Source organism: Vogesella oryzagri, assembly GCF_040148885.1.
GTDB classification, from domain to species: Bacteria; Pseudomonadota; Gammaproteobacteria; order Burkholderiales; family Chromobacteriaceae; genus Vogesella; species Vogesella oryzagri.
This window is the reverse complement of sequence record NZ_JBEFLD010000004.1, coordinates 373485-396791: the sequence shown is the minus strand read 5'-3', so window position 1 is coordinate 396791 and position 23307 is coordinate 373485. Positions and strand designations below refer to the sequence as shown.

Genomic DNA, 23307 nt, shown 5'->3' with positions numbered 1-23307 from the left:
CCGCCGGCGATTGTCATGGCCTATCGCGGCGCAATAGCACTGCGGCCAACCTTGCAAGGTTGGCCGCAGTGGCGATGCTCAGCGTGCGTCGTCTTCGCCCGGTGGGCTGTCGTCGTCCATCAGGATGCGGTGTGCCGGGCCTTCCAGGTCGTCGAACTGGCCGGAGCGGGTGGACCACCAGAACAGCACGCCGATGACGAACACCAGCAGGATGCTGAGTGGAATCAATAAATACAGGCTTTCCATTACTGGCTCCGTTTGACTAGCCGCAGCGCGTTGCTGACTACCAGCAGCGAGCTGGCTGCCATGCCCAGGCTGGCCAGCCACGGGGTGATGTGGCCGGTAATCGCCAGTGGCAGTGCCACCAGATTGTACACCGCGGCCCACAGCAGATTCTGACGGATGATGCGCATGGTGCGCCGCGCCAGTGTCAGCGCTTTGGACAGCTGGGCGATGTCGTCGCCCATCAGTACCATGTCGCCGCTGGCGCGGGCGACATCGGTGCCGCCGCCCATTGCCAGCGAGACGTCGGCGCGCGCCAGCACTGGGGCATCGTTGACGCCATCGCCCAGCATCAGCACGCGTGCGCCGCCTTGCTGCAGCTGGCTGACATAGGCCAGCTTGTCTTCCGGCGTGGCGCCGGCGCGGTAATGTGCAATGCCGAGTTCTGCGGCCAACGTGGCCACCGCCAGTTCGGCATCGCCGGACAGCAGGTGTACGTGCAGGCCTTGCGCCTGCAGGCGGCCAAGCAGCGCGGTGGCGCTGTCACGCAACTGGTCCCCGAAGGCGAACCAGGCCTTGACGCCGCGGCTATCGCCCAGCGCGACAAGCGTTGCAGTTGCATGCATGGCGGCGGTGGGTATGGTCGCGGTGGCATCGGTGCCGCTCAGCTCGCCGACAAAATCCGGCTGGCCCAGCCGCCAGCGCTGGCCGGCGATGCTGCCTTCCACGCCGCGGCCGGGCTGGTTATGTAATGCCGTTACGGTGGGCAGGGCGACATCCGGCGCTGCGGCGCTCAGCGCGCGGGCAATGGGATGCTCGGAGGATTGCTCTAGCGCGGCGGCCAGCACGATGGCGGCTGTTGGCTCGGCATGTGCGGCTTCCTGCGTGGCCAGTAGCTGCATGCGGCCATAGGTGAGAGTGCCGGTTTTGTCGAATACCACGTCGGTAATCTTGGCCAGTGTTTCCAGTGCGTGGCCGCGGGTGGTGAGCACGCCGATCTGTGCCAGGTGGCCGGTGGCGGCGGTCAGTGCCGCCGGGGTGGCCAGGCTCAACGCGCACGGGCAGGACACCACCAGTACCGCCACGGTAATCCACAGTGCGTGCTGCGGGCCGTCCAGTAGGCTCCAGCCGAGATAGGTGCCGGCAGCGGCCAAGAGCAGCAGGGCGACAAACCAGGCGGCAAAGCGGTCTGCCAGCTTGGCCAGCTGCGGTTTCTCCGCCATCGCCTGATCCAGCAGGCGCACGATACCGGCCAGGCGGGTATCGTTACCGGTCTGGGTGACTTCCAGCACCAGCGGGCTGGCCTGGTTGACGCTGCCGGCAATCACCATGTCGCCCACTGTTTTGCGGATGGGGGTGCTTTCGCCGGTGAGCAGCGCTTCGTCCACGCTGCTGTGGCCATCCAGAATTAGGCCATCGCAGGGTACGGTTTCGCCCGGTTTGACCAGCAGCTGCGCGCCGGCTACCACGTTGGCCGCAGCCACTTCCCTTGTCTCGTGGCTGTGCGGCCAACTATCCAGCTGGTGTACGAAGGCGGGTACCAGCTTGACCAGTCGCTCGGTGGCCTCGCCGGTCTTGCGCCGTGCCATGCTTTCCAGGTAGCGCCCGCCCAGCAGCAGGAAGATGAACATCGACACCGAGTCGAAGTACACGCCGTGCTCCACCTTGTTCAGCAGTGCCCACAGGCTGGCAAAGAACGCAGTCAGGATGCCGATGGTGACCGGCGTATCCATGCCCACGCGCCGGGTTTTCAGGTCGCGCCAGGTGGCGCGGTAAAACGGCACCGCCGAGTACACCATCACCGGCAAGGTCAGTACAAAACTGGCCCAGTGCAGGATCCACAGCCACTGTGCTTCGATGTCGCCTTCTGGCGCCATGTAGATCGGCACCGCGTACATCATCACCTGCATCATCGACAGCCCGGCCACCCACAGCCGGTTCAGCGCCTGCTTGCGCTCGCGCTGCTGCACCGCCTCCTGGCGCGCACTGTCGTAGGGGTGGGCGCGGTAGCCGATTTCGGCAATGGCATGCAGGATCTGCGACAGCTGCAGCCGGCTGTTGTCCCAGCGCACGCGGGCACGATGGCTGCTGTAGTTGATGTCTACGCTCAGCACGCCCGGCAACTGGCGCACGTGCTGTTCGTTCAGCCACACGCAGGCGGCGCAGGTGATGCCTTCCAGCATCAGTGTGGCCTCGCGCACGGCGCCGTCTTCGTGGCGAACGAAGCTCTGCTGCAGCTTGTCCGAGTCGTAGAGGGAGATTTGTTGCAGCAGCTCGGCCGGCAGGGCTTCGGCTTTTTGCTGGCTGTCGGTGCGGTGCTGGTAATAATCGCCCAGTCCGCTGTCGATGATGGTCTGTGCCACGGCCTGGCAGCCGGCACAGCAGGCTTGTTCGGTACGTTGGCGATAGCGGATGGGGAAGTCCTGTCCGTCGGGTACGGGCAGGTGGCAGTGGAAACAGGGCTGGTTCATGGCGTGCTATTGTAATGCAAGAACATTTGCCTGGTTTGTGGAGGGTCAAGCATGGCTATGCAGGCGGTTGTACAGTCCGGCGCCGGCGGGGTGGACACCCTGCGGCTGGACGTGGTGGAGAAGCCGGAGCCGGCTGCCGGGCAGCTGCGCGTGCGTGTGCTGGCGGCCGGGATCAATCGTGCCGATATCGTGCAGCGCGAGGGCAAGTATCCGCCGCCCAAGGGTGCGTCGCCGATTCTGGGGCTGGAGGTGGCCGGGGTGGTGGATGCCGTCAACGGGCCGTCGCGTTTTCAGGAGGGCGATGCCGTGTTCGGGCTGGTGTCCGGCGGCGGCTATGCCGAGTATGCGTTGCTGGATAGCTCGGCGGCGCTTCCCAAGCCGGACATGATGAGCTGGGCGGCGGCGGCCAGTCTGCCGGAGGCGTGGATGACCGCCTGGTTCAACCTGGTGGAAATTGCACAGCTGCGTGCCGGCGAAACGGTGCTGATTCACGCCGGCGCCAGCGGTGTCGGCGCGGCGGCGATCCAGCTGGCCAGTCTGCTGGGCTGTCGTGTGATTGCTAGTGCCGGCAGCGACGAAAAGCGTGCTTTCTGTCGCCGGCTGGGTGCGGATGACGTCATCGACAGCCGTCAGGCGGGATTTGCAGCCTATATAAAGGAACACGGCGGAGTGGATGTGGTGCTGGACCCGGTGGGGGCGTCACTGTTCGACGACAATATCGCGGTGTTGAAACAGGATGGCCGGCTGGTGCTGATCGGTGTCATGGGCGGGGTGCAGGGCAATCTCAACCTTGGCCTGCTGCTGGTGAAGCGGCTGAAGATCATTGGCTCCACGCTGCGCAGTCAGCCGGAAGCGGTAAAAGCCAGGTTGGCCGCAGCGCTGGCGCAGGAGATATTGCCGGCACTGCAGGACGGCCGGGCGCAGGTGACGCTGGATAGTATCTACCCACTGGCCGCGGTGGCCGATGCGCACCGCTATGTGGAAGAAAATCGCAACCTGGGCAAGGTGGTACTGAGTCTGATGCCGGTGATTGCCGGCTGAGTCGCACGCGTTAACGTGCAAAACATCGCAGTTGGAAAGAATAACGGGCGGCCGTCGGTCGCCCGTTTGCTTGCGGCCAAGCTGTTATGGCTGTACCGGCGCCAGCGCCTCGATCAGCGCCACTTCCTGGGTGTAACTCAGTACGCGCAGCTTCTCCAGCAGCGCCTCGCCATCCACCTTGTACTTGTGGTCCAGTTCATCGTGCAGGATGCGTGCCTCTACCGCCAGCCACAGGCCGCGGCAGGATTCGGCGCTGTCAAAATGCACGCCACGCAGCACCTCGGCCACCAGGTGCAGCTCGGCGTCGGCAAAGCGGCGCGACAGCATTGCTTGTTCACGGCGGATGATTTCGGCGTAGCGGTCGCACATTTGCTGGATGCGGGCATCCAGCGGCGGTTCTTCCGGTGCGTCTTCCAGCGCCTCGGCGTTGAACCAGGCGGCGGCGTCCAGCGTGATGTGCTCGGCGGCTTCCTGCCACGCTTCCTGCAGTGCGGCGCTGAAGCGTTGCTCGTTGCTGAACGACAGCTGGAACTGCATCTTTGGCGGCAGGTCCGGGCTGAGCGTTTCGCCGTTTACCACCAGCTCGCCAGCGGCATTGCAGCTCACCTCGCCGCGCCAGGCCGCTTCTTCGCCGGTGGCCAGATTGTCGACCAGCACTTCCAGATATGGCAGCGCTAGCGCCTGGCCTTCATCGGTGGTGACCAGGCGCACGCCGATGTCGAACAGGTGGCGCTTGGCCAGGTTCAACATCTGCAACCCGTTGTCGTGGCGCAGCAGGGTGTAGGCGTCGCCGGTGTCGTATACCGCTAGGTCGTGTTCGTCGCGGGCAGACTTCACCAGTTTGCCGCCCAGCTCGTCGGCCAGCTGGTTGATGTCTGCCGCCGGCCCGGCATAACCGGTGCGGTAGTTGTCATGGACATGCCACAGTGCATTCCAGTCATACATATGTCTTGCCCCCCAAAACGGCGCAGTGTACCGAAAAATAGCGGCTTTCACTGCAGTGTCACCCTGTTCATGATAGAATCGCGCGACTTTTTCGCTGAACACCGAGCACCCATGACCCGACAAATTCGCAATATCGCCATCATTGCCCACGTTGACCACGGCAAAACCACCCTGGTTGACCAACTGCTGCGCCAGTCCGGTACCTTCCGCGACAACCAGCAGGTTGACGAACGCGTGATGGATTCCAACGATCTGGAAAAAGAACGCGGCATTACCATTCTGGCCAAAAACACTGCCATCGATTACGAAGGCGTGCACATCAACATCGTGGATACCCCGGGCCACGCCGACTTCGGCGGCGAAGTAGAGCGCGTACTGGGCATGGTGGATGGTGTTCTGCTGCTGGTTGACGCCGTAGAAGGCCCGATGCCGCAAACCCGCTTCGTGACCAAGAAGGCACTGGCCCTGGGCCTGCGCCCGATCGTGGTGATCAACAAGGTTGACCGTCCGGGCGCACGTCCGGACTGGGTGGTAGACCAGACTTTCGACCTGTTCGACAAGCTGGGTGCCACCGACGAGCAGCTGGACTTCCCGATCATCTACGCTTCTGGCCTGAACGGCTTTGCCAAGCTGGAGCTGGAAGAAGAATCCGACAACATGCGCCCGCTGTTCGAGACCGTGCTCAAGCACGTACCGACCCCGGCTGGTAGCGCCGATGCCCCGCTGCAGCTGCAGATTTCGGCACTGGACTACTCCACCTACACCGGTCGTCTGGGTGTTGGCCGCGTCCTGAACGGTCGTATCAAGCCGGGCCAGGCTGTTGTGGTAATGAACCATGACGACCAAGTGGCAGCTGGCCGCATCAACCAGGTGCTGGGTTACAAGGGTCTGGATCGCGTGCCGGTGGAAGAGGCCGAAGCCGGCGACATCATCATCATCTCCGGTCTGGACGATATCGGTATCGGCGTGACCATCTGCGACAAGGAGCAGCCGGTAGGCCTGCCGATGCTGTCGGTAGATGAGCCGACCCTGACCATGGACTTCATGGTGAACTCCAGCCCGCTGGCCGGCACCGAAGGTAAGTTCGTGACTTCGCGCCAGATTCGCGATCGTCTGACCAAAGAGCTGCTGACCAACGTGGCGCTGCGCGTGGAAGACACCGAGGACTCCGACGTGTTCCGCGTATCCGGTCGTGGCGAACTGCACTTGACCATTCTGCTGGAAAACATGCGTCGCGAAGGCTTCGAAATGGCTGTAGCCAAGCCGCGCGTGGTGTTCAAGGAAATCAACGGCCAGAAGTGCGAGCCGTACGAAAACCTGACCATCGACCTGGAAGATGCACACCAGGGTGGCGTGATGGAAGAAATCGGCCGTCGTCGTGGCGAGCTGACCAATATGGAATCCGATGGCCAGGGTCGTACCCGTCTGGAATACCACATTCCGGCACGTGGCCTGATCGGCTTCCAGTCCGACTTCATGACCATGACCCGCGGTACCGGCCTGATGAGCCACGTATTTGACGACTACGCACCGGTGAAAGCCGATCTGCCGGGCCGTCACAATGGCGTGCTGATCTCGCAGGACAACGGTGAAGCCGTGGCTTATGCACTGTGGAACCTGGAAGACCGTGGCCGCATGTTCGTCTCTCCGGGCGACAAGCTGTACGAAGGCATGATCATTGGCATTCATAGCCGCGACAACGATCTGGTAGTGAACCCGCTGAAGGGCAAGAAGCTGACCAACGTGCGCGCCTCCGGCACCGACGAAGCCGTACGCCTGACCACGCCGATCAAGCTGACGCTGGAATCCGCGGTGGAGTTCATCGATGATGACGAACTGGTGGAAATCACCCCGAAATCCATCCGTATCCGCAAGCGCTGGCTGCAAGAGCACGACCGTCGTCGTATGTCCAAGGTTGAAGGCTAAGCCTTTGCCTGACGCAAAAAACCCCGGTGCAAACCGGGGTTTTTCTTGCTTGTGTTATCGGGAAACACGACTAGGCTGAAGCTATGTCAGATACGTTTTGGTGTGTGCCCTGAGTTGTGCCGTGTTTCTCCTCCTCCTTTTGCGGCCATAGTTGGCCGCATTTTGTTGCTGCGGCCAACCTTGTTCAGGTGCTGACACTCAGTATTTCGTCCCAGCGGGTGGTGCAGCGCGGTGAGCGCTGATCCTGGCGCATATGCCAGCGGCCATTGCCCAGCAGGCTGCTGGCCACGCGGATGCTGTCCTTGCCAAAGCGCTGGTTGATGCCATCCAGCGCCTGCATCAGTTGCTGGTTGCGTGCCGGCTCCGCCGCCAGAAACAAATCGCCCTGGCGGCTGGCATCGGCCGGGACCAGTTCATCCAGAATGACCCCGCACTTGTGATAGCGCACGCCCGGCTGGTACAGCTGTTGCAACAGTTGTAGCGCATGGGCGGTCAGGTGGCGGCTGTCGGTGGTCGGCATCAGCAGCGGCAGGCTGGCCCAGTGTTTTTGCTGCAGGGCGCCGCCACGGCCGGGCGGGTCGGTGCGCAGCAGGATGTGCAGCAGGCGGGCAGCGCTGTGCTGCGCGCGCAGTTTCTCGGCACAGCGGGCAACGTGGTGGCTGATGGCTGCCTGCAGCTCGGCCGGATCATCCAACCGCCGTGCAAACGAGCGCGTGGAATGAATCTGCTGGCGTGGCGGAGTCACGTCCGCCACGCTCAGGCAGGCTTCACCTTGTAGTTCGCGTACTGTACGTTCCACGGCTAGGCCGAAACGCTGCCGCGCCCACGCCGGGTTGGCCGCGGCCAACTGTGCCGCGCTGGCAATGCCCAGCCCCTGCAGCTGCTCGCGCAGGCGGTAACCAATGCCCCACACCATGCCCACATCCAGGTGCTGCAGCAGTTGCTGACGTTCGGTCGCGTTCAGCATGCGCCAGTCAAACACGCCACCAAAACGCGCTTGCTGCTTGGCAACCTGATTGGCCAGCTTGGCTAGCGTTTTGCTCGCTCCCAGGCCGATACAAACTGGTAGTCCCAGCTTGCGCTGTACGGTCAGGCGTAGCTGGCGGGCCTGCTGTTGCGGGTCGGTCTGGCCGGCAAAATCCAGGAAGCACTCGTCGATGGAGTAAATCTCCTGCGCGCTGGCATAGCGTGCGGCCAACGTCATCATGCGGCGTGACAGCGAGCCGTATAGCTCGTAATTGGATGACAGTGCCTTGCCGCGATGGCGATACAGCAAGTTGCGCGCTTCGTGAAAGGCGACGCCCATCGGCACACCGATGGCCTTGGCCTCGGCCGAGCGCGACACGATGCAGCCATCGTTGTTGGAGAGCACCACCACCGGTATGCCTAGCAGGGCGGGGTTGAACAGCCGCTCGCAGGCAACGTAAAAATTGTTGCCGTCGAGCAGGGCAAAGCACGGCTCAGTGGGCATGGCCGGCTGCCGTGTGGCGATGCAATTGCCGTGCGACGCCGACGATGACACCCCACAGCAATGCATCAAAATGCGCGGGCGGCGGTTGCTCCCGCCAACGACGCTGGGCATCGCGATGTCCCAGCCACCATTGCCCATTGACGCGGCTGAGCTTGCGGACGACAAAGCCGTTTTCTTCCCAGTACACCACCAGATCGCCATGTTGCGGCGTGAGTCCCTTGTTGAGAATCAGCAGATCGCCATCCAGGATGCCGCTGTCCATCAGTGCATCGCCGCGGGCGCGCAGGAAGAAGGTGGCCATGCGGTCCGGGCAGAGCAGGGTGTTGAGGTCCAGCTCGTCGGTGGGCAAATCCGCCGCTGGCGATGGAAAACCAGCCAGGGCCGGACGGGAGAGGAGCGCGAGTTTCATGTGATTTTATTGATAATGTACAAAATCAAAATAGCAGAAAACCCTTGATGTATCAAGATGTTGCTGACTGCGGAAAATAGGGTTTGTCGGACCAGAATAAAGCTTGTGGGAGTCTGAGCGAAGAGAGGGGGCTATCGGCCCCTGCTACTTTTTGGGTTGGAGCCCGTGAGGAGTGCCTGGAGAGGGGGTATGCGGGCTGCTGCGTTTCGGCCAAAGCGGACAGGTGGCACAGATAGGGAAATGACTGGTATATACAGACATCCAGACGTGCCCCGATCTCGTGCACTATTCATAAAGCCCTTTTTTTAAGAAACTTTTAACTGCACTCAAGCCAACCGCACGCCCCCAATACAAAACCCCTTCATCACTATTTTGCACCCAGTCCACAGCCACTTTATTTTCATAACAAAAATCAATTATTCTAATTTTCTCGCTTAAACAATAGAAATTCAATGCTACACCATATACTGGATCAAGATAAAAATCTTCAAGAAAATCGCATTTCACCTTTTCAATTACTCCGTCAATAGCATTTTGCAAAACAGTCAAGTTAGCCAAAACACCGAAATAAATATAAAATCCCCTGTCACTTTCTTTTTGCATGGTGGTAAATGTTGGAACTAGAAAATCTTCATTGAAAAAATCATCTAGAATATCAAAATCCTCAAAACAAGACAGTCTTACCTTCGAGCCATAAGTTTGATCCGACTCAACCAATACCTTACTCCCAGTAATTGAATCAATCAAAATGGTAGCTCCTTGATGTGGTCGTCCAATTCGAATCCACACTTTCCACGTGCAGAATCCAAAGCAAAGTCTTTGTCAAAATTCACAATATCAATACATCTATTCGGATTTTTTGGATAAGGTTTCATTTATTTTGCACGGAACTTGTTGCACAAAAATCAATTAAATGTCGGGTGCATCCAGTCTCCAGACGGACCTATCCCATGCGTACCATTTGCGGCGTGCCAAGCCGGTAAAGCGACTCAGAATTGCTGCACAGATTTGAAGCTCCGCGACCTGCCGGTCAAGGCCACGCGATTTAAAACGATTCATCTGCACCTAGTCGTTTCGCTATGTGTTCAGCGGCAAGTAGCCGACCGTGTCGGTCCACAGTGCTCAGGATACCTGCCGATCCATAGCAATTTACGTGGAATGTCCATATACCTGGTGTGGTTAATGTGAACTTCCGACCGCAAAGCTGAAGTACCTTGGTTAGCAAGATGGACGTTCAACAAAGTTGATGGCTCAAGCAGTCGGGTAGTTCTGCTGCCTTATCTCACTGTCCGATAGAACTCGGACAGACCACGCTTTGCTTCGATAGCAGGTTAGTGCGGTAGGCGAATCTCGGCCAACTGCCACGACACTAGATTGTGCCGCTGCAGTACCAGATTGATCGCTTGTTCTGGCTTATCGCGCTGATAGACCTTGACTATGAACTGGCTGAGTCCGTCATAACCCATCTTGGTCTCGATTTTGTTCGATGTATTGGCCTGGTCATCCTGCGAACCGGGCGCAGTGGCTTCCGCCGTGGTTGTGGACAGGGGCTTTTCGCCTTGCATCATCATGGCTAGCCCCTGCGGCGAAACAATCGCATCAACCATGGCATTGACCATGGCCCCGGCAAAAACCACGCCCACCGCTGCAAGCGGGTTGCCCTGCAGTTTCTGCAGCATCTGGCCGTTCAACTCGGCCTTCAGGTTTTCTTTGACGACGGGAAAGTCCACGTAGCGGGCTAGTTTCGTCGCATTGCGCTCTTGTGCCGCATCTTGCATGCCTTGTACTGCCAGGTACGGCGTGTAGTAGAACCAGCTGGTCAATGCGATAGCCGCAAGAGTCAGGCCGCCTTTCAACTTGTTATCCATGGTGCTTCCTGTTTGAAGTCTGAAGAGTAGTCATCCAGATTGGATACCACATTGCTTTCGTCGGCAATGGCTTGTTGGCCTATCGGGGGTATTGCTGAATGACCGCTCAAGCCGACAAGCAGCCTGTGATCCCGATGGGCAGGCTGCAGGCCGGCCAAAGAGGCCGTTGAGTCGATTGAGCGGGTGCGACCGTTACAAATCCAGGGCGGACGGTGGCTGGAGATCCTACCGGACAGCAGATAAAAAATCTTGACGACATAGTTGCGGTCAATTTGCTGGCAAGCCATCGGCTAATAGCAGCAATCGCTCCATGGCTCGGAATCGGCGGAAATGCGTCGCTTACCTTTCATCGGCTCTTGAAAAGCCGCGACTTCTTCAGTTCGATGGCCATATGCGAGCCGTGACTCTTCGTTGCTGAGCGCTCGTGAACTCAAGCGTTGGAGGCCTGGTGGCCGTGCCAGTGCCATAAATGGAATCCGCGGGAAACGGTATATTGTGCATTTCGAGGTGCCTGGAGTGGCCAATCTCACCTGGCTACCCGGGGCTTGCACGAAAGCGTGCCTCAGCCTCCCGAAACAGCGACTTTGCGTGCTCAACGTTCCATGGCTGTTCGATGAGTGTTTCGTGGTCCCACTCACTGCGCGGCACGGGGGGGGCGAAGAAATCGCCGCCATAAACGTGTAGTGCACAAGTCATCTTCCCTATCGGATTCAGCACTGAGTGGATGACGTCGCGGTCGAGCGTGGCAACATCTCCAGCCCCCAGCGATTTGGCACCTGCTGCCGCGATCGTCGTGCCAGTCCGCTTCCAAAAGACGTTGTCCTCACGCCCTGTATAGATACCGACGACCGAAAACATTTGGTGATTGTGCGGCATCAGGCTCATGCACGGCGCCCAGACAAAGCTGATGACGGTAAGGTCGGGCGATCTGAATAGTGGCGTAAGTCCGGCATGTTCCGGCTCGCCAAGCTCGGCCATGATTCCCGTGCGATCCGAAACCGCTTCGGCCATCAATTCACTAATCGCCTCATGGCCCCCAGAAAGAGCGCTCAAACAATCCTGGATAAAACGATCCTTGTTGAACATACCTCATGCCCTCCAGATTAGGTGCGTCGTGCCAAGGAAGCTCTGCGCAATCGGAGGATTCTTTGGCTATTGACCAAGATATAGCTCAATCCAAGCGCTCGGACTGCTTCCTCTCGCTGCGAGTTTCCGAGAGAACATCCGCGCAAGAAACCTTAATGCTTGAGGACTATGTGTCTTTTCGCATCACGATGCTGCTCCGACCAAATGTGGCCACTGAGAGGAGGCGCGTCGAGACCTCGCAGTTGGGCTTGTAGTTGGCGAGCGGATCAGGCGCCGATTGCCAACCCCAACTCCACATGGCTGGTGGGGTCCAGACAAAACAAAGCCCTCCGGCTGGGGAGGGCTTTGTTTGTGAAGGCGGGGTGGTGTCAGTGCTGATGCCCGTGTTCGCCATGTACATGCTGATGGGCAATTTCCTCGGCAGTCGCCTCGCGTACATCCACTACCGTGAGGGCGAAGCGCAGGGTTTTGCCGCACAGCGGATGGTTGCCGTCCAGCAATACGGTCGGGCCTTTGATCTTGGTAACGAAGTAATAGCGCGGTTCGCCATCCGGGCCGATACGCTGGATCTGGCCGCCTACCTTGATGCCGGGCGGGAAGTCGGCCTTGGGCATGGTGGTGACGAGGGCGTCGTCACGCTCGCCGAAGGTGTCTGCGGTGGCGAGTTCCAGCGTGGTTTGAAAGCCTGATTCCTGACCTTCAAGTGCGGCTTCCAGTTTGGGGAAGAGATTGTCGTAATCGCCATGCAGGTAGGAGACTGGGTTCTTGCCATCGTCGTAAACCAGACCTTGGCTGTCTGTGACTTTCATGCGCAGAGTGACGGCGGTGTTTTGGGTGATTTTCATGGTGGGCAGTGGCCAATAAATTGAGGCGGGAAGGTTCGCAGTTCAGCGGGGGAGTGTCAACTGCGGGCGAGTCGCCTCTCTCACGTCCGGTGGGCGCCGAATATCTGGCTTTATCAACGTGGCATGGCAAAGGCGATCGCCGAATACTACGCGCAGGTTCTGCTAGTCACCTGTCATTGGGTAACTACGCTTCGTCTTCTGCCACAAAGTGCAGCGCCACGGAATTAATGCAGTAGCGCTCGCCGCTGGGCGGCGGACCATCCTCGAACACGTGACCGAGGTGTGCGTCGCACTGGGCGCAGCGCACTTCGGTGCGGATCATGCCGTGGCTGCTGTCGCGCAGGCGGGTGATGCTGCCGGGCACGGCTTCTTCCCAGAAGCTGGGCCAGCCGCAGCCGGCGTCGAACTTACTGCTGGAGCTAAACAGCAGCGCGTCGCAGCAGATGCAGTGATAACGCCCGCGGCGCTGGTGAAAGTAGTGCTCGCCGCTGAATGGACGCTCGGTGCCGGCTTCGCGGGTGACGTGGAATTGTTCCGCGGTGAGTTGCTCGCGCCATTGCTGCGGGGTCTTGAAGATTTTGCTGCTCATGATGTTTTCCTGGGGCGGGAGGAGATCAGTCGAACGGGCGCGCGTTTGCTTACAGCTCGTCCAGCGATTGCGCCAGGTGCGACTCGTCGGCCCAGCGTTCTACCTGCCAGCGCTGGCCGTCAAAAGTAAGCCAGTTCAGGGCGGCATTGGGGATGGGTACCCGGCGCTGTTCATGCAAAGGTTGGCCGCAGGCGATGCGGTAGATGACGTCCAGCACGCCGCCGTGGCTTACCAGCAGCACCGTTTCGCCGTGGTGGTCGGCGGCAAGGCGCTCCAGCGCTGTGCGCACCCGCTGGGCGAACTGGTTCAGGCTTTCGCCGCCGTCCAGGTCGTGCTCGACATCGCGGCGGGCATAGGCCTGCCATGCAGCCGGCTGCTCGCTGGCGCCCGCATGCAGGGTGACGCCCTGCAGGGCGCCGAAGTGGCGTTCGCGCAGGTCCGGCAGCAGAGTGATGTCCAGCGCCAGTGCGGTGGCCACCGGCAGAGCGGTGCAGTGGGCGCGAGCCAGGTCGCTGCTGTACAGGGCATCGAAACGTTGGCCGCGGCGCTGCAGGGCTTGCGCCAGGTGGCTGGCTTGTTCTTCGCCCTGGGCATTCAGCGGGATGTCGGTCTGGCCTTGCAGGCGCCGTTCGGCATTCCAGGCGGTTTCACCGTGGCGTACCAGGCAGAAGCGGGTCAATTGGGTCACGCGGCCTCCGAAGACGACAGATGAAAAAGCGGCGAACGGGTCGCCGCAGTGCAGTACAGACTGTAGCCTGCCTTGGCCTACAGCGCAAAAGCCAGGCCGAGGGGTACGAACAGCAGGCTCAGCAGGTTGCCGATCAGCACGATGGATGCCATGCGATCGGCTTCCTGTTGGTACAGCTCGGCCATCAGGAAGTTCAACACGGCCGGCGGCAGGGCGCCAAATAGGATCACCAGCGCGGCCTGGCTAGCATCCAGCTGCAGTAGGGGCACGGCAATGGCGGCGGCAGCCAGCCCGGTCAGCGGGCACAGCACCGCGCCCAGCAAGCCGATATGCCAGCCTTTGAAGCTGACATCCAGCATGCGCACGCCCAGCGCAAACAGCATCAACGGGATGGTGATCTCGCCCAGTAGCTTGAGGCCGCCCATCAGCCAGTCCGGCAGGTGCCAGCCGGCCAGGCCGAACAGCAAGCCCAGCGCGGTCGCCAGCACGATGGGATTCTTGCCGAGGCTGCGCAGGCTGGTGTGGCGGCTGAAGATGAAGGCGCCCAGGGTGAAGTGCAGCAGATTGGAGATCACGAACAGCACCACAAAGGCGTTGAAGCCCTCGCGACCAAACGCCAGCAGCGCCAAGGGCAGGCCCATATTGCCGCAATTATTGAACATCACCGGCGGCAGCAGGGTACGCGGACTGATACCGGCCAGTCTGGCCACTGGCCAGCTCAGCAGGCCGGAGACCAACACCACCAGTAGTGCCGCCGGCATCAGCTTCCATTGCGCCGCCAGATGGAAATCCTTCGCCGCCAACGCCGAAAACACCAGCAGTGGTACGCAGACATCCATATTGAGCTTGTTGGTGGCGCGCATATCTGGCCGTGCATGGCGGGCATACAGCCAGCCGATCAGCACGATGACCAGTACCGGCAGGATGATAGTGAGAATGCGTTCGAACATGGTGGGGCTCGATGGGTGGGTGCTGCCATTGTGCAGCGTGCGGCCAACCTTGCGGCAAGGGTTTGCTCGCGGTTTGCCGGCGGCGAGGAGAACGCTTTGTTCTGCAGCCGGCGAGCAGAAAGCCAGCCGGCTGCGGCGGAGAGTTACAGGATGCCGACGCCGGAGATCTCGCGCGCCAGGTTGGCCGCATAGTTGTCGGTCATGCCGCCGATGTAATCCAGCACGGCCATATAGGCCAGGTACAGGCTGCTGCCGTGTAGCGGCGCCGCTGGCAGCAAGCCCAGTGCCAGCGCCTGACGGGCGCCCAGCGCCTGCGGCCCTTGCGTTACCTGGGTGTATACCGCGGGTACCACGATATCCAGCACCGTGCCGATGCAGGGGTAGGACGCCAGCTCGGTGACCAGCTTGGTGCGGTGGCGGTAGACCTTCTGGCTGGCCAGCGCCTTGGCATCCAGCAGCGTGCGCTTGATGTCCTGCGCGCAGACATCGATCAGGTCCTTGCCGGGGAAGCGCCCGGTCAGCAGGGTGTCCTGATGCAGCATGAATTTTTCGGCCACTTCCGCCACGCAGCGGCCAACGGCAATGCCGCGCAGCATCGCGCATTTTTGCGTGATGTCCTGGGTGTGCCACACCCGCTCCATCTCGCCGAAGTGGCTGAACAGCGCTTCGAACTCATGCACGTCGAGGATGCCGATTTCTACCGCGTCTTCCAGGTCCAGGATGGCGTAACAGATGTCGTCGGCCGCCTCCATCAGGTAAGACAGTGGATGGCGCGCCCACTCGTGTTCGCCTTTGCGGATCAGCCCCAGCTCGGCCGCCACGCGTTCAAAATAGGGCAGTTCGGTGCGGTACAGGTTGAACTTGCCGCGGGCCTGCGCCGGTTGCGCATCGGAGGTCCACGGGTACTTGATCAGCGCGCCCAGCGCCGCCGAGGTCAGGCGCATGCCGCCTTCACCGCGATACATCTCCAGCGTAGACACCATGCGCAGGCCGTGGGCATTGCCTTCGTAAGTCTGGATGTCCTGCCGTTCGGCGGCGCCCAGGCCCTGCAGCCATTGGCTGTGGGTCGGGTCACGGAACCATTCGCGCAGTGCGTCTTCGCCAGTGTGGCCGAACGGCGGGTTGCCGATGTCGTGGGCCAGGCAGGCGACCTGTACCGCGCCGCCGATGTCGAACGGCGTGTAACCGGGCGGCAGGCTGCCGGCCGCTTGCAGCATGGCGCCGACGCGGTTGCCCAGGCTGCGGCCAACACTGGCGACTTCCACACTGTGGGTGAGGCGGTTGTGGGTATGGTCATTGGGCGCCAGCGGATGCACCTGGGTCTTGCGGCCCAGGCGGCGGAAGGCACTGGAAAACACCACGCGGTCGTGGTCGATGTGAAAGTCGCTGCGCAGGCCGGCGGCGCCTTCCAGCGTGGCCGGGGTGTGGGTCTCGCAGATCACGCCATCGCGGACTTTGAAGCGGCGGGTGGACAGTAGTTGTTCCCATTGCATGCGGCTGGCGCTCATGGCGGTGTTCCGGTGAAGGTTTGCCTGCATGATGCCAGAAACATAGCTGGTGCTGCAGCGCAATTTGTAAACTCAAAGTTTATATATGACAAATGCGGCGTATACTGGCAGGCGGTGTATGCGCCCGGTAGTGGCGGCAGTTTGTAGCGGCTGTGTTTAGATGCGCTCGCCACCTGCTTGACGCCTTGATAGTGTTGTCCGCTGGAACAGCTGCCGGCGCGGCTGCCGATGCCGATAATACGGGGCGCCCGTCAAATGCGTAACGGTTGGCTGCTGGCCGGCGACGGCGTGCGCGTTTTGCCGCGGCGGGTGGTCTTGTCCATGTGCCGGCTTTGTAACCCTTGAATGAATGATGCCCACGACGTGACTGTCGCTCACCCAAAACTGATTCTGCTGGCGGTCTGCCTGGTGGCGCTGATGAGCACTGCCGGCGTTGCCATGCCTTACCCGATTCTGGCGCCCATCTTTGTGGATGCGCCGGCGGATGCCTTCAATCACTTTGCCGGTCTGCCGCCCAAACTGCTGCTGGGGCTGGCGCTGGCGGCCAACCCGCTGGGCATCCTGCTGGGCAGCACCTTCATCGGCGCGCTGTCGGACCGCCTTGGCCGCCGCCGCATCCTGCTGACCACGCTGACATTGACCTTGCTGGGCTACTTGCTGACCGCCTGGGCATTGGACATGCGCTGGTACCTGCTGTTTGTGTTTGCGCGTTTTCTTACCGGCGTGACCGAGGGCAATGTGGCGGTGGCGCGTGCCATCGTGGCGGATCTGCATCCACAGCTGGATCGCGCCCGCAGCTTTGCCATTCTCAATGCTGTGCTGTACATGGGCTGGCTGGTGGGGCCGATGATCGGCGGCTTTACCCTGCCGCTGGGCGAGCCGGTGCCATTCCTGATCGGCGCGTTTACCTTGCTGCCATGTCTGGCCATCCTGCTGTGGGTGCTGCCGGAAACCGGCGAGGCCGGCGGGTTACAGGGCTTGTCGCTGCTGGCGGTGGTACGCAAGCAGCACGCCTTCAGCCTGTTGCGACAGGACAAACTGTTGGCCGCATTGTTCTGGATGCAGCTGCTGTTTGCCCTTGGCGTCAATGCCTTCTACGAATTCTATCCGCTGTGGCTGGTGGAGTTCGCCCGCCTGGACAGCACCGGCATCGCCTGGGTGACGGCCGGCCTGTGCCTGCTGATGACGCTGTCCAGCGCCTTGTTGGGTAAACGCGGTCACGGCGGTGAACCGCTGCTGCTGGCCCGGCGCAATGCGCTGATTGTCGCGCTCGGCCTGCTGTTGCTGGCCGGGTTGCCGGCCATGCCCGGCATGCTGCTGGTGATGGCGCTGGGCTTGCCGCTGGCAATCTACAACGCCTTGCTGCCAGCCTGGTGCGCCGAACAGTTTGCCCATTATGGCCAGGGCGCGGTGATGGGGCTGCTGTCTACCGTGTTCTGCATCAGCAATGTGCTGGTGGCCTTGCTGGGCGGCGGGCTGACCTTGCTGGATACGCGGCTGACCATCGCCCTGGGTGGTGGTATGTGCCTGCTGGCGGTATGGCAGCTAGGCAAGTTGGCCGCCATGCCGCATACCGTGAAGCAGCCCTCCTGATGGCGATCGACGGCATGTTGCAGCGCCTCAAGACCGCTGGCGCCCAGACGGTGCAGCAACTGGCCGCGGAGAGTGGCCTGAGCGGGATGGGGGTGCGCAAACAGTTGCTGCAGCTGCAGGCCGAAGGCTTGGTGGCCTGCGAGCTGCGGCGCGAGGGTGTCGGGCGGCCGGCGCAATACTGGCGGCTGACCGCCGCGGGCCACGCTTATTTCCCGGACCGGCACAACGAGTTGAGCGTGCAGCTGCTGCAGCTGCTGGACGAACAGCTGGGCGCCGCCGGGCTGGAGGCGCTGATTGTCGCACGCACACAAGAGGCCGAGCTGCGCTATCGGCAAGCGCTGACGGCGCTGGAGCCGGGGGCGCGGCTGCAGCAGCTGGCTGAGCTGCGCACTGCGGAGGGTTATATGGCGCAGGTACGGCAGGAGGGCGCCGATTGGTTGCTGCTGGAGCATCATTGCCCGATCTGCGCCGCTGCCAGTCGCTGTCAGGGTTTCTGTCGTGCGGAGTTGCAGCAGTTCCGTCGCCTGTTCGCCGGGGTGGCGGAGGTGGAACGCAGCGAGCATCTGCTGGCAGGCGGGCAACGCTGCGTGTACCGCATCCGTGCGCTGCACAATTGAAAACACCCCGCAGCGCGGGGTGTTGTGGCGTGAGCTTGTTATAGCCCCAGGGCCGGGCGCTGCTTGTTAACCTTGCGGCGTGCCATCGGAATTTCGTAACCCAGCATGAACAGCGCGGCCTCGAAGTGGCGCAGCGCATTCGGGCCGTGGCACCAGGCTGCGCTAGCGCTTTGCAGTGCCGCACAGGCAATCCAGCTGGCCTGGATCTTCCACTCGGCGTGAAAGCGGCTGCGATTGGCCAGCTGCTTGAAGTGCAGCATGTCGGTGCTGGGATTGCGGTTCATGGTAGAGGCGCCGGGGGCCCACGGGAAGCACAGGGCTTCGGGTAGCAGCATGCGGCGGCTTTCGCAGAATTGGCGTACCAGAAAGCCCATGGCGGCACCAATGCGCCCGTCGTACATCATGATGTTGTCACCGGCCAGCGCGTACACCTTGGTAAAACCGGCATTCATGCGCAGCTCGCCGTCAAACGGCGCCGCGTCCGGCTCGGCCGACTGCAGGATGTCCAGGCTGCGGCGCAGCTTGTCCAGCAGCTGCGGGTGGTTCGCCGTGGCCCAGTCACGGTTATAGGTGTAGAGCTTGATGACCTTGCCACCGGAGCCCCACAGCAGGACATCGTTGATGGCTGCCAGCAGGGAGTGGCTGTCTGCGTCGCGCAGGGCGGAGCGCAGCCGCAGCCGGTAGTCGTCCAGTAGTGTCTGGCTTTCATCGAAATGCCGGCCGTTCCAGTAGAAGCGCTGAAAGGCCTCTTCGAGGGTGTTGGCGTTGAAGTCGCGGTCGTAGTTGGCGGGCAGGATTTTGTCGCGCACTTTGAACTGGTGCTCGCCAAAACTTTCGCCATCCAGCCAGCAGGCCAGCTGGCTGACAAATTCGGCGACAGCTGGCTGCTGCAGATAGTGGTTCTTGCTGGTCATTTCTTGAGGGTAACCCTGATTGCTTATGGGCTTTGCCTACAGGCAGCCATGGGCTGTCATGAGGGGGGCTAGCAAAGCAATGGCAGTATTCTCTCACAGTGAGCGTATTACACAAACAGTTTAAATGTTAATGGCATTTATAGATATTGATAAATATTCCATTGGCAAAATAAAATCAATCATTCGCTTTAATGTGGCTTAGAAATTTGTTTAAACAAAAGCGTTTGCTATCAAATAGGCGGGTGTACAGCCGCGGCTTTTGTTGTTTTTTAGCGACTGCCTTACAATCAAAGTATTGGTTACATGGCGTGAACGACAAATGAAATACGAGCACTTGGTACAGATGTGCAACCCGCAAGCGTTGGACATGAACATCAGCCGCGCCCAGCTATGGCAGGGTTTGGTGTTGCGTGCGGAGGATCCGCAGCGGTTCGATGAAAACATCAGCGAAGTACGCATCCTGGAGCGCAGCGATGACACACTGCGGCGGGAAGTGTTGTTCGGCGCGCTGGTGGTGCGCGAACAGGTGCAGTTCACCGAGCTGCTGGAGGTGCATTACCACACCGAGCCCAGTGACCAGCACATCGGTGGCCGCATGAGCATGCGCATCGAGGAGCCGCAGCCGGGGAAACTGTTTCTGCGCTTCTGCTATATCAACGATTTGCCGGAAAAGCCGGATGTCAGCGATAGCAACGACCCCAGCTATTTTGTGCCGTACCTGAAGTCTGCCTATCACCAGGCCGACATGGATACGGCCAAGCGCATACTGGAGCTGGCAGTAGCGGGCGTGCTGGGCAGCCGCTAAGCCCGCCTGGCCGCCATCAAACCGCCACGCCTTGAGCGTTGGCGGTTTTTTTATGGCCGCACGGCGGGAATGACAGTTGCGGCTTGCAAAAATATAGACGACGTTCAAAAATGAACGACGTTCATATTTTTGGTGCCGCCATGGAAAACCTCAGCCGCCGCGAGCGCAAGCAGCGCGAAAGTGCTGACCTCATTGCCGATGCCGCTTATGCGCTGTTCGAGCAGCGAGGCTACGATCAGGTCAGCATGGAAGACATTGCCCGCGCCGCCGATGTCGCCAAAGGCACCTTGTACAGCCGGTTTCCGGCCAAAGAGGCGATTCTGGTGCATTGCTTCCACCGTGCGCTGGCGGCCGATGCCCCGCAGCTGCTGCATGATTTGCAGCAGTTGGCAGATTGCCGCAGTCGGCTGCGGCATTTCTTCCATGCCTCGGCGGCCTGGTCGCGGCAGCAGCGCGGCTACTTGCGTCCGTATCTGCGCTATCGCTTTGCCACCGCCTTCGATGCACAGCGCGAACGCAGCCAGCTGGGCATGCTGCTGAGCTCGCTGCTGGCCGCGGGTGTGGCGGCCGGCGAAGTGCGGGCGGATCTGCCGCTGCCGCAGCTGGTGTTGGCGCTGGAGATGCTGTACTCCGGCGTGTTGATGACCTGGCTGGAGCAGGACGACGACCTGACGCAGCGCATGGACGACATGCTGGCGCTGTTCTTTGCCGGAGCGGAGGTGCGTCATGCTTGACTGGAGCGCAGTACGCGCCGCCGGCGCGGAGCAAAGCGGCGGCAAGGCGGCCAGGCTGGCGCAGCTGGCCGGGTATGGACTGCCGGTGCCGGATGGCCGGGTGTTGCCGGCCAGTCTGCATCGGCAATGGTTGGCCGCAGGCCGCCCGGCACTGGCGCAGTGGCCGCCGTTGGTCGCCGCTTTGCAGCAGCTGCCGGCAACATGGCGAGCGCTGCCGCTGGCGGTGCGTTCCTCGGCGCTGGCGGAAGACGGCAGCGAGTACTCTTTTGCCGGCATCCACGCCAGCGTGCTGGGCGTGCGTGGCGAAGCGGCATTGCTGCAGGCGATAGCCGAGGTATACGCCTCCATCGATACACCGCAGGCGCACGCCTATCGGCAGCGCTTTGACATCGCCGAGCAGGCGGTGGCGATGGCGGTGCTGATCATGCCGCTGCTGGATGCCGAAGCCGCCGGCGTGGCGTTCAGCTGCAATCCGGCCAATGGCCGACAGGATCAGCTGCTGATTCAGGCCACTTTCGGCCTGGGGGAGGCACTGGTAGCCGGCGCGGCGGACCCGGATGAGGCGCTGCTGACCGTCGCGCTGCACGGCCCGCACACGGTCGAGCACTACCGGGTTGGCCGCAAGCAGCAACAAAGCCGCGTGCAGATCGATGGCCGGGTGGCGTTGCAGGCTGGCGGCCCGCAGGGGCGGGTGCTGGATGAAGACAGCCTGCAACAGCTGGCGGAACTGTGCCGCGACGTGGCCGAGGCACTGGACGATACCCGCCCGTGCTTCGATATCGAATGGCTGCGCAGTGGTGGCCGCTTCTGGCTGCTACAGGCGCGTCCGGTCACGCAACTGGACGAGGCGCTGCCGCCCGGCCTGGCGCCGCAAGGCGGCTTCTGGTCCAACGGCAACAGCCGAGACGTGGCGCCCTATGTGATGACGCCGCTGGACTGGAGCAGCAGCCGCGTACTGGTGAACCGGCTGCTGACCAGTGCTATGCGCCACTGCGGCTACCGCCCGCACCCCGGCGCGGAACGCAGCAGGTTGTTCGCCGGCCGGTTGTACCTGCACCTGAGCCTGATCCAGTGGGAAATGTGCGACAGCCTGGGCGTGACTCCCGCCGTGATCAACGAGCTGACCGGCGGCTACCAGCCGGAAATCACTCCCGCGCCGGCCACGCTGCGCCGGCGGCTGGCCATCGGCTGGCGCATGCTGAAACTGATGCGTGCCACCGCCGGCATTCGCCGTGGGGCAGAGCGGCACTACCGGCAGGCACTGGCCGAGGTGTGCGGCTGGCGGCAGCGCATCCACCCGGGCATCAGCGACGACGCCTTGTGCCAGGCCTTGCTACAACTGACGCAGCAAGTGGATGCCAACGACTCGCTGCACTTCCTGCAGGCATCCGGCGGCGGCTCGCTATCGCTGCTGCTCAAACTGCTGGACAAACATGCGCCGGGACGCAGCCATGCACTGAGCAACGGCCTGCTGGCCGACAATCCGCTCAGCATCACCGCGCAGCAGAACCTGCAATTGCTGCAGCTGGCGGCACTGGCGGGGCAAGACCCGGCACTGGCCGCCTGGCTGCACGATAGCGGGCGCGACAACGACAACTGGCGGCAACGTTGGCCGCAGGGCACGCCGTTCGGCGATGGTTTCGCCGTCTTCCTCGACGACTACGGCCACCGCGCGGTCTATGAGTCCGACAGCAGCCAGCCGCGCTGGCGTGAGGCGCCTGGTTATCTGTTCGATGCGCTGGCCGGTCTGGTGCGGGTGGATGCCGCGGCGCTGACGGCACGGCGCAGCCAGCAGGCGCAACAGGCGTATGCCGCTACCCGCCGTGTGCTGCCCTGGTGGTGGCGTCCGCTGCTGCGGCCGTTGGTACGGCAGTGTGCGCTGGAACTGGGGCAGCGCGAACTGGCGCGCAGCGGCATCGTGGCCTACCTGGAGCCGCTGCGTCAGCTGCTACGGTTGGCGGGCGAGCGCATGGTGCAGCGAGGCACGCTAAACGAGTGGGACGACGTGTTCTACCTGACCGGCCGCGAGCTAGTGCAGGCGCTGCACGGCGCGCGCGGCGGCAGTTTTGCCGCGCTGGCCGCCGACCGCCGGCGCCAGCGCGCGGCATGGCAGACGCAGCAGCTGCCGGATGTGATCCACTACGGCGCCAGCCATGCCGCCACGCCGCCGGTGGCGGCGGTCAGTGGCGAGCTGCTGCAAGGTTTGCCCGTCGCCAGCGGCCGTGCGCGCGGACGGGTGTGCCGGCTGCTGCAACCCGCCGATGGTGCGCGATTGCAGCCGGGTGACATTCTGCTGGCGCCGTCCACCGACCCGGCGTGGACGCCGCTGTTTCTCAAGGCCGGCGGGCTGATCATGGAAACCGGCGGCTACCTGTCGCATGGCGCCATCGTAGCGCGCGAGTTCGGCGTGCCGGCGGTGGTGAACCTGCCGGGCGTGCTGGCCCTGTTGCAGGATGGTGAGCTGGTGGAGGTGTGTGGCAGTAGCGGTACTGTGCGCCGGCTGGAGCAAACCTAAAACCGTGCGGCCAACCTGGTAGCTTGGCCGCAGGCGGGCTGCTGCTTGCTAACCGTGTTGTGTACCCAGGCCTAGGGGCGCCGATGCCGAGCATGCCTGCAGTACGGCAT

At 61.9% G+C, this 23307-nt stretch carries 21 protein-coding genes; 7 read left to right on the top strand and 14 right to left on the bottom strand.

Translation table 11 applies throughout. The annotated features are described in order from the left end of the window. Positions 1–78: 78 nt before the first annotated feature. Together ccoS and ABNW52_RS09625 are read right to left on the bottom strand one after the other, a co-directional pair. Positions 79–246 (bottom strand): cbb3-type cytochrome oxidase assembly protein CcoS, encoded by a 168-nt coding sequence (gene ccoS, locus ABNW52_RS09630; protein ID WP_349586905.1) that lies wholly within the window; start codon positions 244–246, stop codon positions 79–81. After that, entirely contained in the window at positions 246–2693 is a 2448-nt protein-coding gene (locus tag ABNW52_RS09625; RefSeq protein WP_349586903.1) for a heavy metal translocating P-type ATPase, read from the bottom strand. The genes ccoS and ABNW52_RS09625 overlap by 1 nt, the downstream gene beginning before the upstream one ends. A 51-nt stretch (positions 2694–2744) precedes the next feature. Here ABNW52_RS09625 and ABNW52_RS09620 point away from each other — a divergent pair, with 51 nt between their 5' ends. Beyond that, on the top strand, positions 2745–3734 hold the full coding sequence (locus tag ABNW52_RS09620; protein WP_349586901.1) for an NAD(P)H-quinone oxidoreductase: 990 nt from the start codon (positions 2745–2747) through the stop codon (positions 3732–3734). 84 nt (positions 3735–3818) lie between these two features. Here ABNW52_RS09620 and ABNW52_RS09615 read toward each other — a convergent pair whose 3' ends face one another. Then, the gene (locus ABNW52_RS09615) at positions 3819–4679 is read right to left on the bottom strand and encodes a hypothetical protein (RefSeq protein WP_349586899.1); all 861 of its coding nucleotides are present in this window, start codon (positions 4677–4679) and stop codon (positions 3819–3821) included. Positions 4680–4790: 111 nt separating this feature from the next. On the opposite strand from ABNW52_RS09615, the gene typA reads away from it, so the two are divergent. Beyond that, entirely contained in the window at positions 4791–6605 is a 1815-nt protein-coding gene (gene typA / locus ABNW52_RS09610; RefSeq protein ID WP_349586896.1) for a translational GTPase TypA, read from the top strand. Between the two features lie 184 nt (positions 6606–6789). On the opposite strand, the gene ABNW52_RS09605 is transcribed toward typA, so the two are convergent. The 10 genes from ABNW52_RS09605 to ABNW52_RS09560 all read right to left on the bottom strand — a co-directional run bounded on the left by ABNW52_RS09605 (position 6790) and on the right by ABNW52_RS09560 (position 16019). Next, complete coding sequence (locus ABNW52_RS09605; protein WP_349586894.1) at positions 6790–8076, bottom strand: Y-family DNA polymerase; 1287 nt, start codon at positions 8074–8076, stop codon at positions 6790–6792. Beyond that, on the bottom strand, positions 8066–8485 hold the full coding sequence (locus ABNW52_RS09600; RefSeq protein WP_349586891.1) for a LexA family protein: 420 nt from the start codon (positions 8483–8485) through the stop codon (positions 8066–8068). Before ABNW52_RS09600 ends, ABNW52_RS09605 begins: the two co-directional genes overlap by 11 nt. A 285-nt stretch (positions 8486–8770) precedes the next feature. Then, positions 8771–9232 (bottom strand): hypothetical protein, encoded by a 462-nt coding sequence (locus tag ABNW52_RS09595; protein WP_349586889.1) that lies wholly within the window; start codon positions 9230–9232, stop codon positions 8771–8773. Between the two features lie 584 nt (positions 9233–9816). Continuing rightward, on the bottom strand, positions 9817–10353 hold the full coding sequence (locus tag ABNW52_RS09590; protein WP_349586887.1) for a DUF2939 domain-containing protein: 537 nt from the start codon (positions 10351–10353) through the stop codon (positions 9817–9819). Between the two features lie 534 nt (positions 10354–10887). Then, positions 10888–11439, bottom strand: coding sequence for a hypothetical protein (locus ABNW52_RS09585; protein WP_349586884.1), 552 nt, complete (start codon positions 11437–11439; stop codon positions 10888–10890). 368 nt (positions 11440–11807) lie between these two features. Then, a complete protein-coding gene (locus ABNW52_RS09580) occupies positions 11808–12284 on the bottom strand; it encodes an FKBP-type peptidyl-prolyl cis-trans isomerase (protein ID WP_349586881.1) in 477 nt (158 codons plus the stop codon). Between the two features lie 184 nt (positions 12285–12468). Then, complete coding sequence (gene msrB / locus ABNW52_RS09575) at positions 12469–12873, bottom strand: peptide-methionine (R)-S-oxide reductase MsrB (RefSeq protein WP_349586878.1); 405 nt, start codon at positions 12871–12873, stop codon at positions 12469–12471. Between the two features lie 49 nt (positions 12874–12922). After that, on the bottom strand, positions 12923–13561 hold the full coding sequence (locus ABNW52_RS09570) for a histidine phosphatase family protein (RefSeq protein ID WP_349586876.1): 639 nt from the start codon (positions 13559–13561) through the stop codon (positions 12923–12925). A 77-nt stretch (positions 13562–13638) separates the two neighbouring features. Further along, positions 13639–14511, bottom strand: coding sequence for an AEC family transporter (locus tag ABNW52_RS09565; RefSeq protein ID WP_349586873.1), 873 nt, complete (start codon positions 14509–14511; stop codon positions 13639–13641). Positions 14512–14654: 143 nt separating this feature from the next. Beyond that, on the bottom strand, positions 14655–16019 hold the full coding sequence (locus tag ABNW52_RS09560) for a deoxyguanosinetriphosphate triphosphohydrolase (RefSeq protein ID WP_349586870.1): 1365 nt from the start codon (positions 16017–16019) through the stop codon (positions 14655–14657). 345 nt (positions 16020–16364) lie between these two features. Here ABNW52_RS09560 and ABNW52_RS09555 point away from each other — a divergent pair, with 345 nt between their 5' ends. Continuing rightward, positions 16365–17612: an MFS transporter gene (locus tag ABNW52_RS09555; protein ID WP_349586868.1), complete on the top strand. Its 1248-nt coding sequence runs from the start codon at positions 16365–16367 to the stop codon at positions 17610–17612. Further along, positions 17612–18229 carry a helix-turn-helix transcriptional regulator gene (locus ABNW52_RS09550; RefSeq protein ID WP_349586866.1) on the top strand — a complete coding sequence of 206 codons (618 nt, stop codon included), beginning with the start codon at positions 17612–17614 and terminating at the stop codon, positions 18227–18229. The genes ABNW52_RS09555 and ABNW52_RS09550 overlap by 1 nt, the downstream gene beginning before the upstream one ends. 38 nt (positions 18230–18267) lie before the next feature. Here the strand turns inward: ABNW52_RS09550 and ABNW52_RS09545 are convergent, their stop codons facing one another. Then, positions 18268–19143 (bottom strand): hypothetical protein, encoded by an 876-nt coding sequence (locus ABNW52_RS09545; RefSeq protein WP_349586863.1) that lies wholly within the window; start codon positions 19141–19143, stop codon positions 18268–18270. A 319-nt stretch (positions 19144–19462) separates the two neighbouring features. Between ABNW52_RS09545 and ABNW52_RS09540 the strand changes: the two genes are divergently transcribed. The 3 genes from ABNW52_RS09540 to ABNW52_RS09530 all read left to right on the top strand — a co-directional run bounded on the left by ABNW52_RS09540 (position 19463) and on the right by ABNW52_RS09530 (position 23197). After that, positions 19463–19948 carry an AtaL-like protein gene (locus tag ABNW52_RS09540; protein WP_349586860.1) on the top strand — a complete coding sequence of 162 codons (486 nt, stop codon included), beginning with the start codon at positions 19463–19465 and terminating at the stop codon, positions 19946–19948. A gap of 110 nt (positions 19949–20058) precedes the next feature. After that, positions 20059–20682, top strand: coding sequence for a TetR/AcrR family transcriptional regulator (locus ABNW52_RS09535; protein WP_349586857.1), 624 nt, complete (start codon positions 20059–20061; stop codon positions 20680–20682). Next, complete coding sequence (locus ABNW52_RS09530) at positions 20675–23197, top strand: PEP/pyruvate-binding domain-containing protein (RefSeq protein ID WP_349586855.1); 2523 nt, start codon at positions 20675–20677, stop codon at positions 23195–23197. The genes ABNW52_RS09535 and ABNW52_RS09530 overlap by 8 nt, the downstream gene beginning before the upstream one ends. Positions 23198–23307: the final 110 nt, after the last annotated feature.

Coding starts and splice junctions, on each gene's coding strand:
- ccoS (WP_349586905.1), bottom strand. CDS start 246: ATGGAAAGCCTGTATTTATTGATTCCACTCAGCATCCTGCTGGTGTTC.
- ABNW52_RS09625 (WP_349586903.1), bottom strand. CDS start 2,693: ATGAACCAGCCCTGTTTCCACTGCCACCTGCCCGTACCCGACGGACAG.
- ABNW52_RS09620 (WP_349586901.1), top strand. CDS start 2,745: ATGGCTATGCAGGCGGTTGTACAGTCCGGCGCCGGCGGGGTGGACACC.
- ABNW52_RS09615 (WP_349586899.1), bottom strand. CDS start 4,679: ATGTATGACTGGAATGCACTGTGGCATGTCCATGACAACTACCGCACC.
- typA (WP_349586896.1), top strand. CDS start 4,791: ATGACCCGACAAATTCGCAATATCGCCATCATTGCCCACGTTGACCAC.
- ABNW52_RS09605 (WP_349586894.1), bottom strand. CDS start 8,076: ATGCCCACTGAGCCGTGCTTTGCCCTGCTCGACGGCAACAATTTTTAC.
- ABNW52_RS09600 (WP_349586891.1), bottom strand. CDS start 8,485: ATGAAACTCGCGCTCCTCTCCCGTCCGGCCCTGGCTGGTTTTCCATCG.
- ABNW52_RS09590 (WP_349586887.1), bottom strand. CDS start 10,353: ATGGATAACAAGTTGAAAGGCGGCCTGACTCTTGCGGCTATCGCATTG.
- ABNW52_RS09585 (WP_349586884.1), bottom strand. CDS start 11,439: ATGTTCAACAAGGATCGTTTTATCCAGGATTGTTTGAGCGCTCTTTCT.
- ABNW52_RS09580 (WP_349586881.1), bottom strand. CDS start 12,284: ATGAAAATCACCCAAAACACCGCCGTCACTCTGCGCATGAAAGTCACA.
- msrB (WP_349586878.1), bottom strand. CDS start 12,873: ATGAGCAGCAAAATCTTCAAGACCCCGCAGCAATGGCGCGAGCAACTC.
- ABNW52_RS09565 (WP_349586873.1), bottom strand. CDS start 14,511: ATGTTCGAACGCATTCTCACTATCATCCTGCCGGTACTGGTCATCGTG.
- ABNW52_RS09560 (WP_349586870.1), bottom strand. CDS start 16,019: ATGAGCGCCAGCCGCATGCAATGGGAACAACTACTGTCCACCCGCCGC.
- ABNW52_RS09555 (WP_349586868.1), top strand. CDS start 16,365: ATGAATGATGCCCACGACGTGACTGTCGCTCACCCAAAACTGATTCTG.
- ABNW52_RS09550 (WP_349586866.1), top strand. CDS start 17,612: ATGGCGATCGACGGCATGTTGCAGCGCCTCAAGACCGCTGGCGCCCAG.
- ABNW52_RS09545 (WP_349586863.1), bottom strand. CDS start 19,143: ATGACCAGCAAGAACCACTATCTGCAGCAGCCAGCTGTCGCCGAATTT.
- ABNW52_RS09540 (WP_349586860.1), top strand. CDS start 19,463: ATGAAATACGAGCACTTGGTACAGATGTGCAACCCGCAAGCGTTGGAC.
- ABNW52_RS09535 (WP_349586857.1), top strand. CDS start 20,059: ATGAACGACGTTCATATTTTTGGTGCCGCCATGGAAAACCTCAGCCGC.
- ABNW52_RS09530 (WP_349586855.1), top strand. CDS start 20,675: ATGCTTGACTGGAGCGCAGTACGCGCCGCCGGCGCGGAGCAAAGCGGC.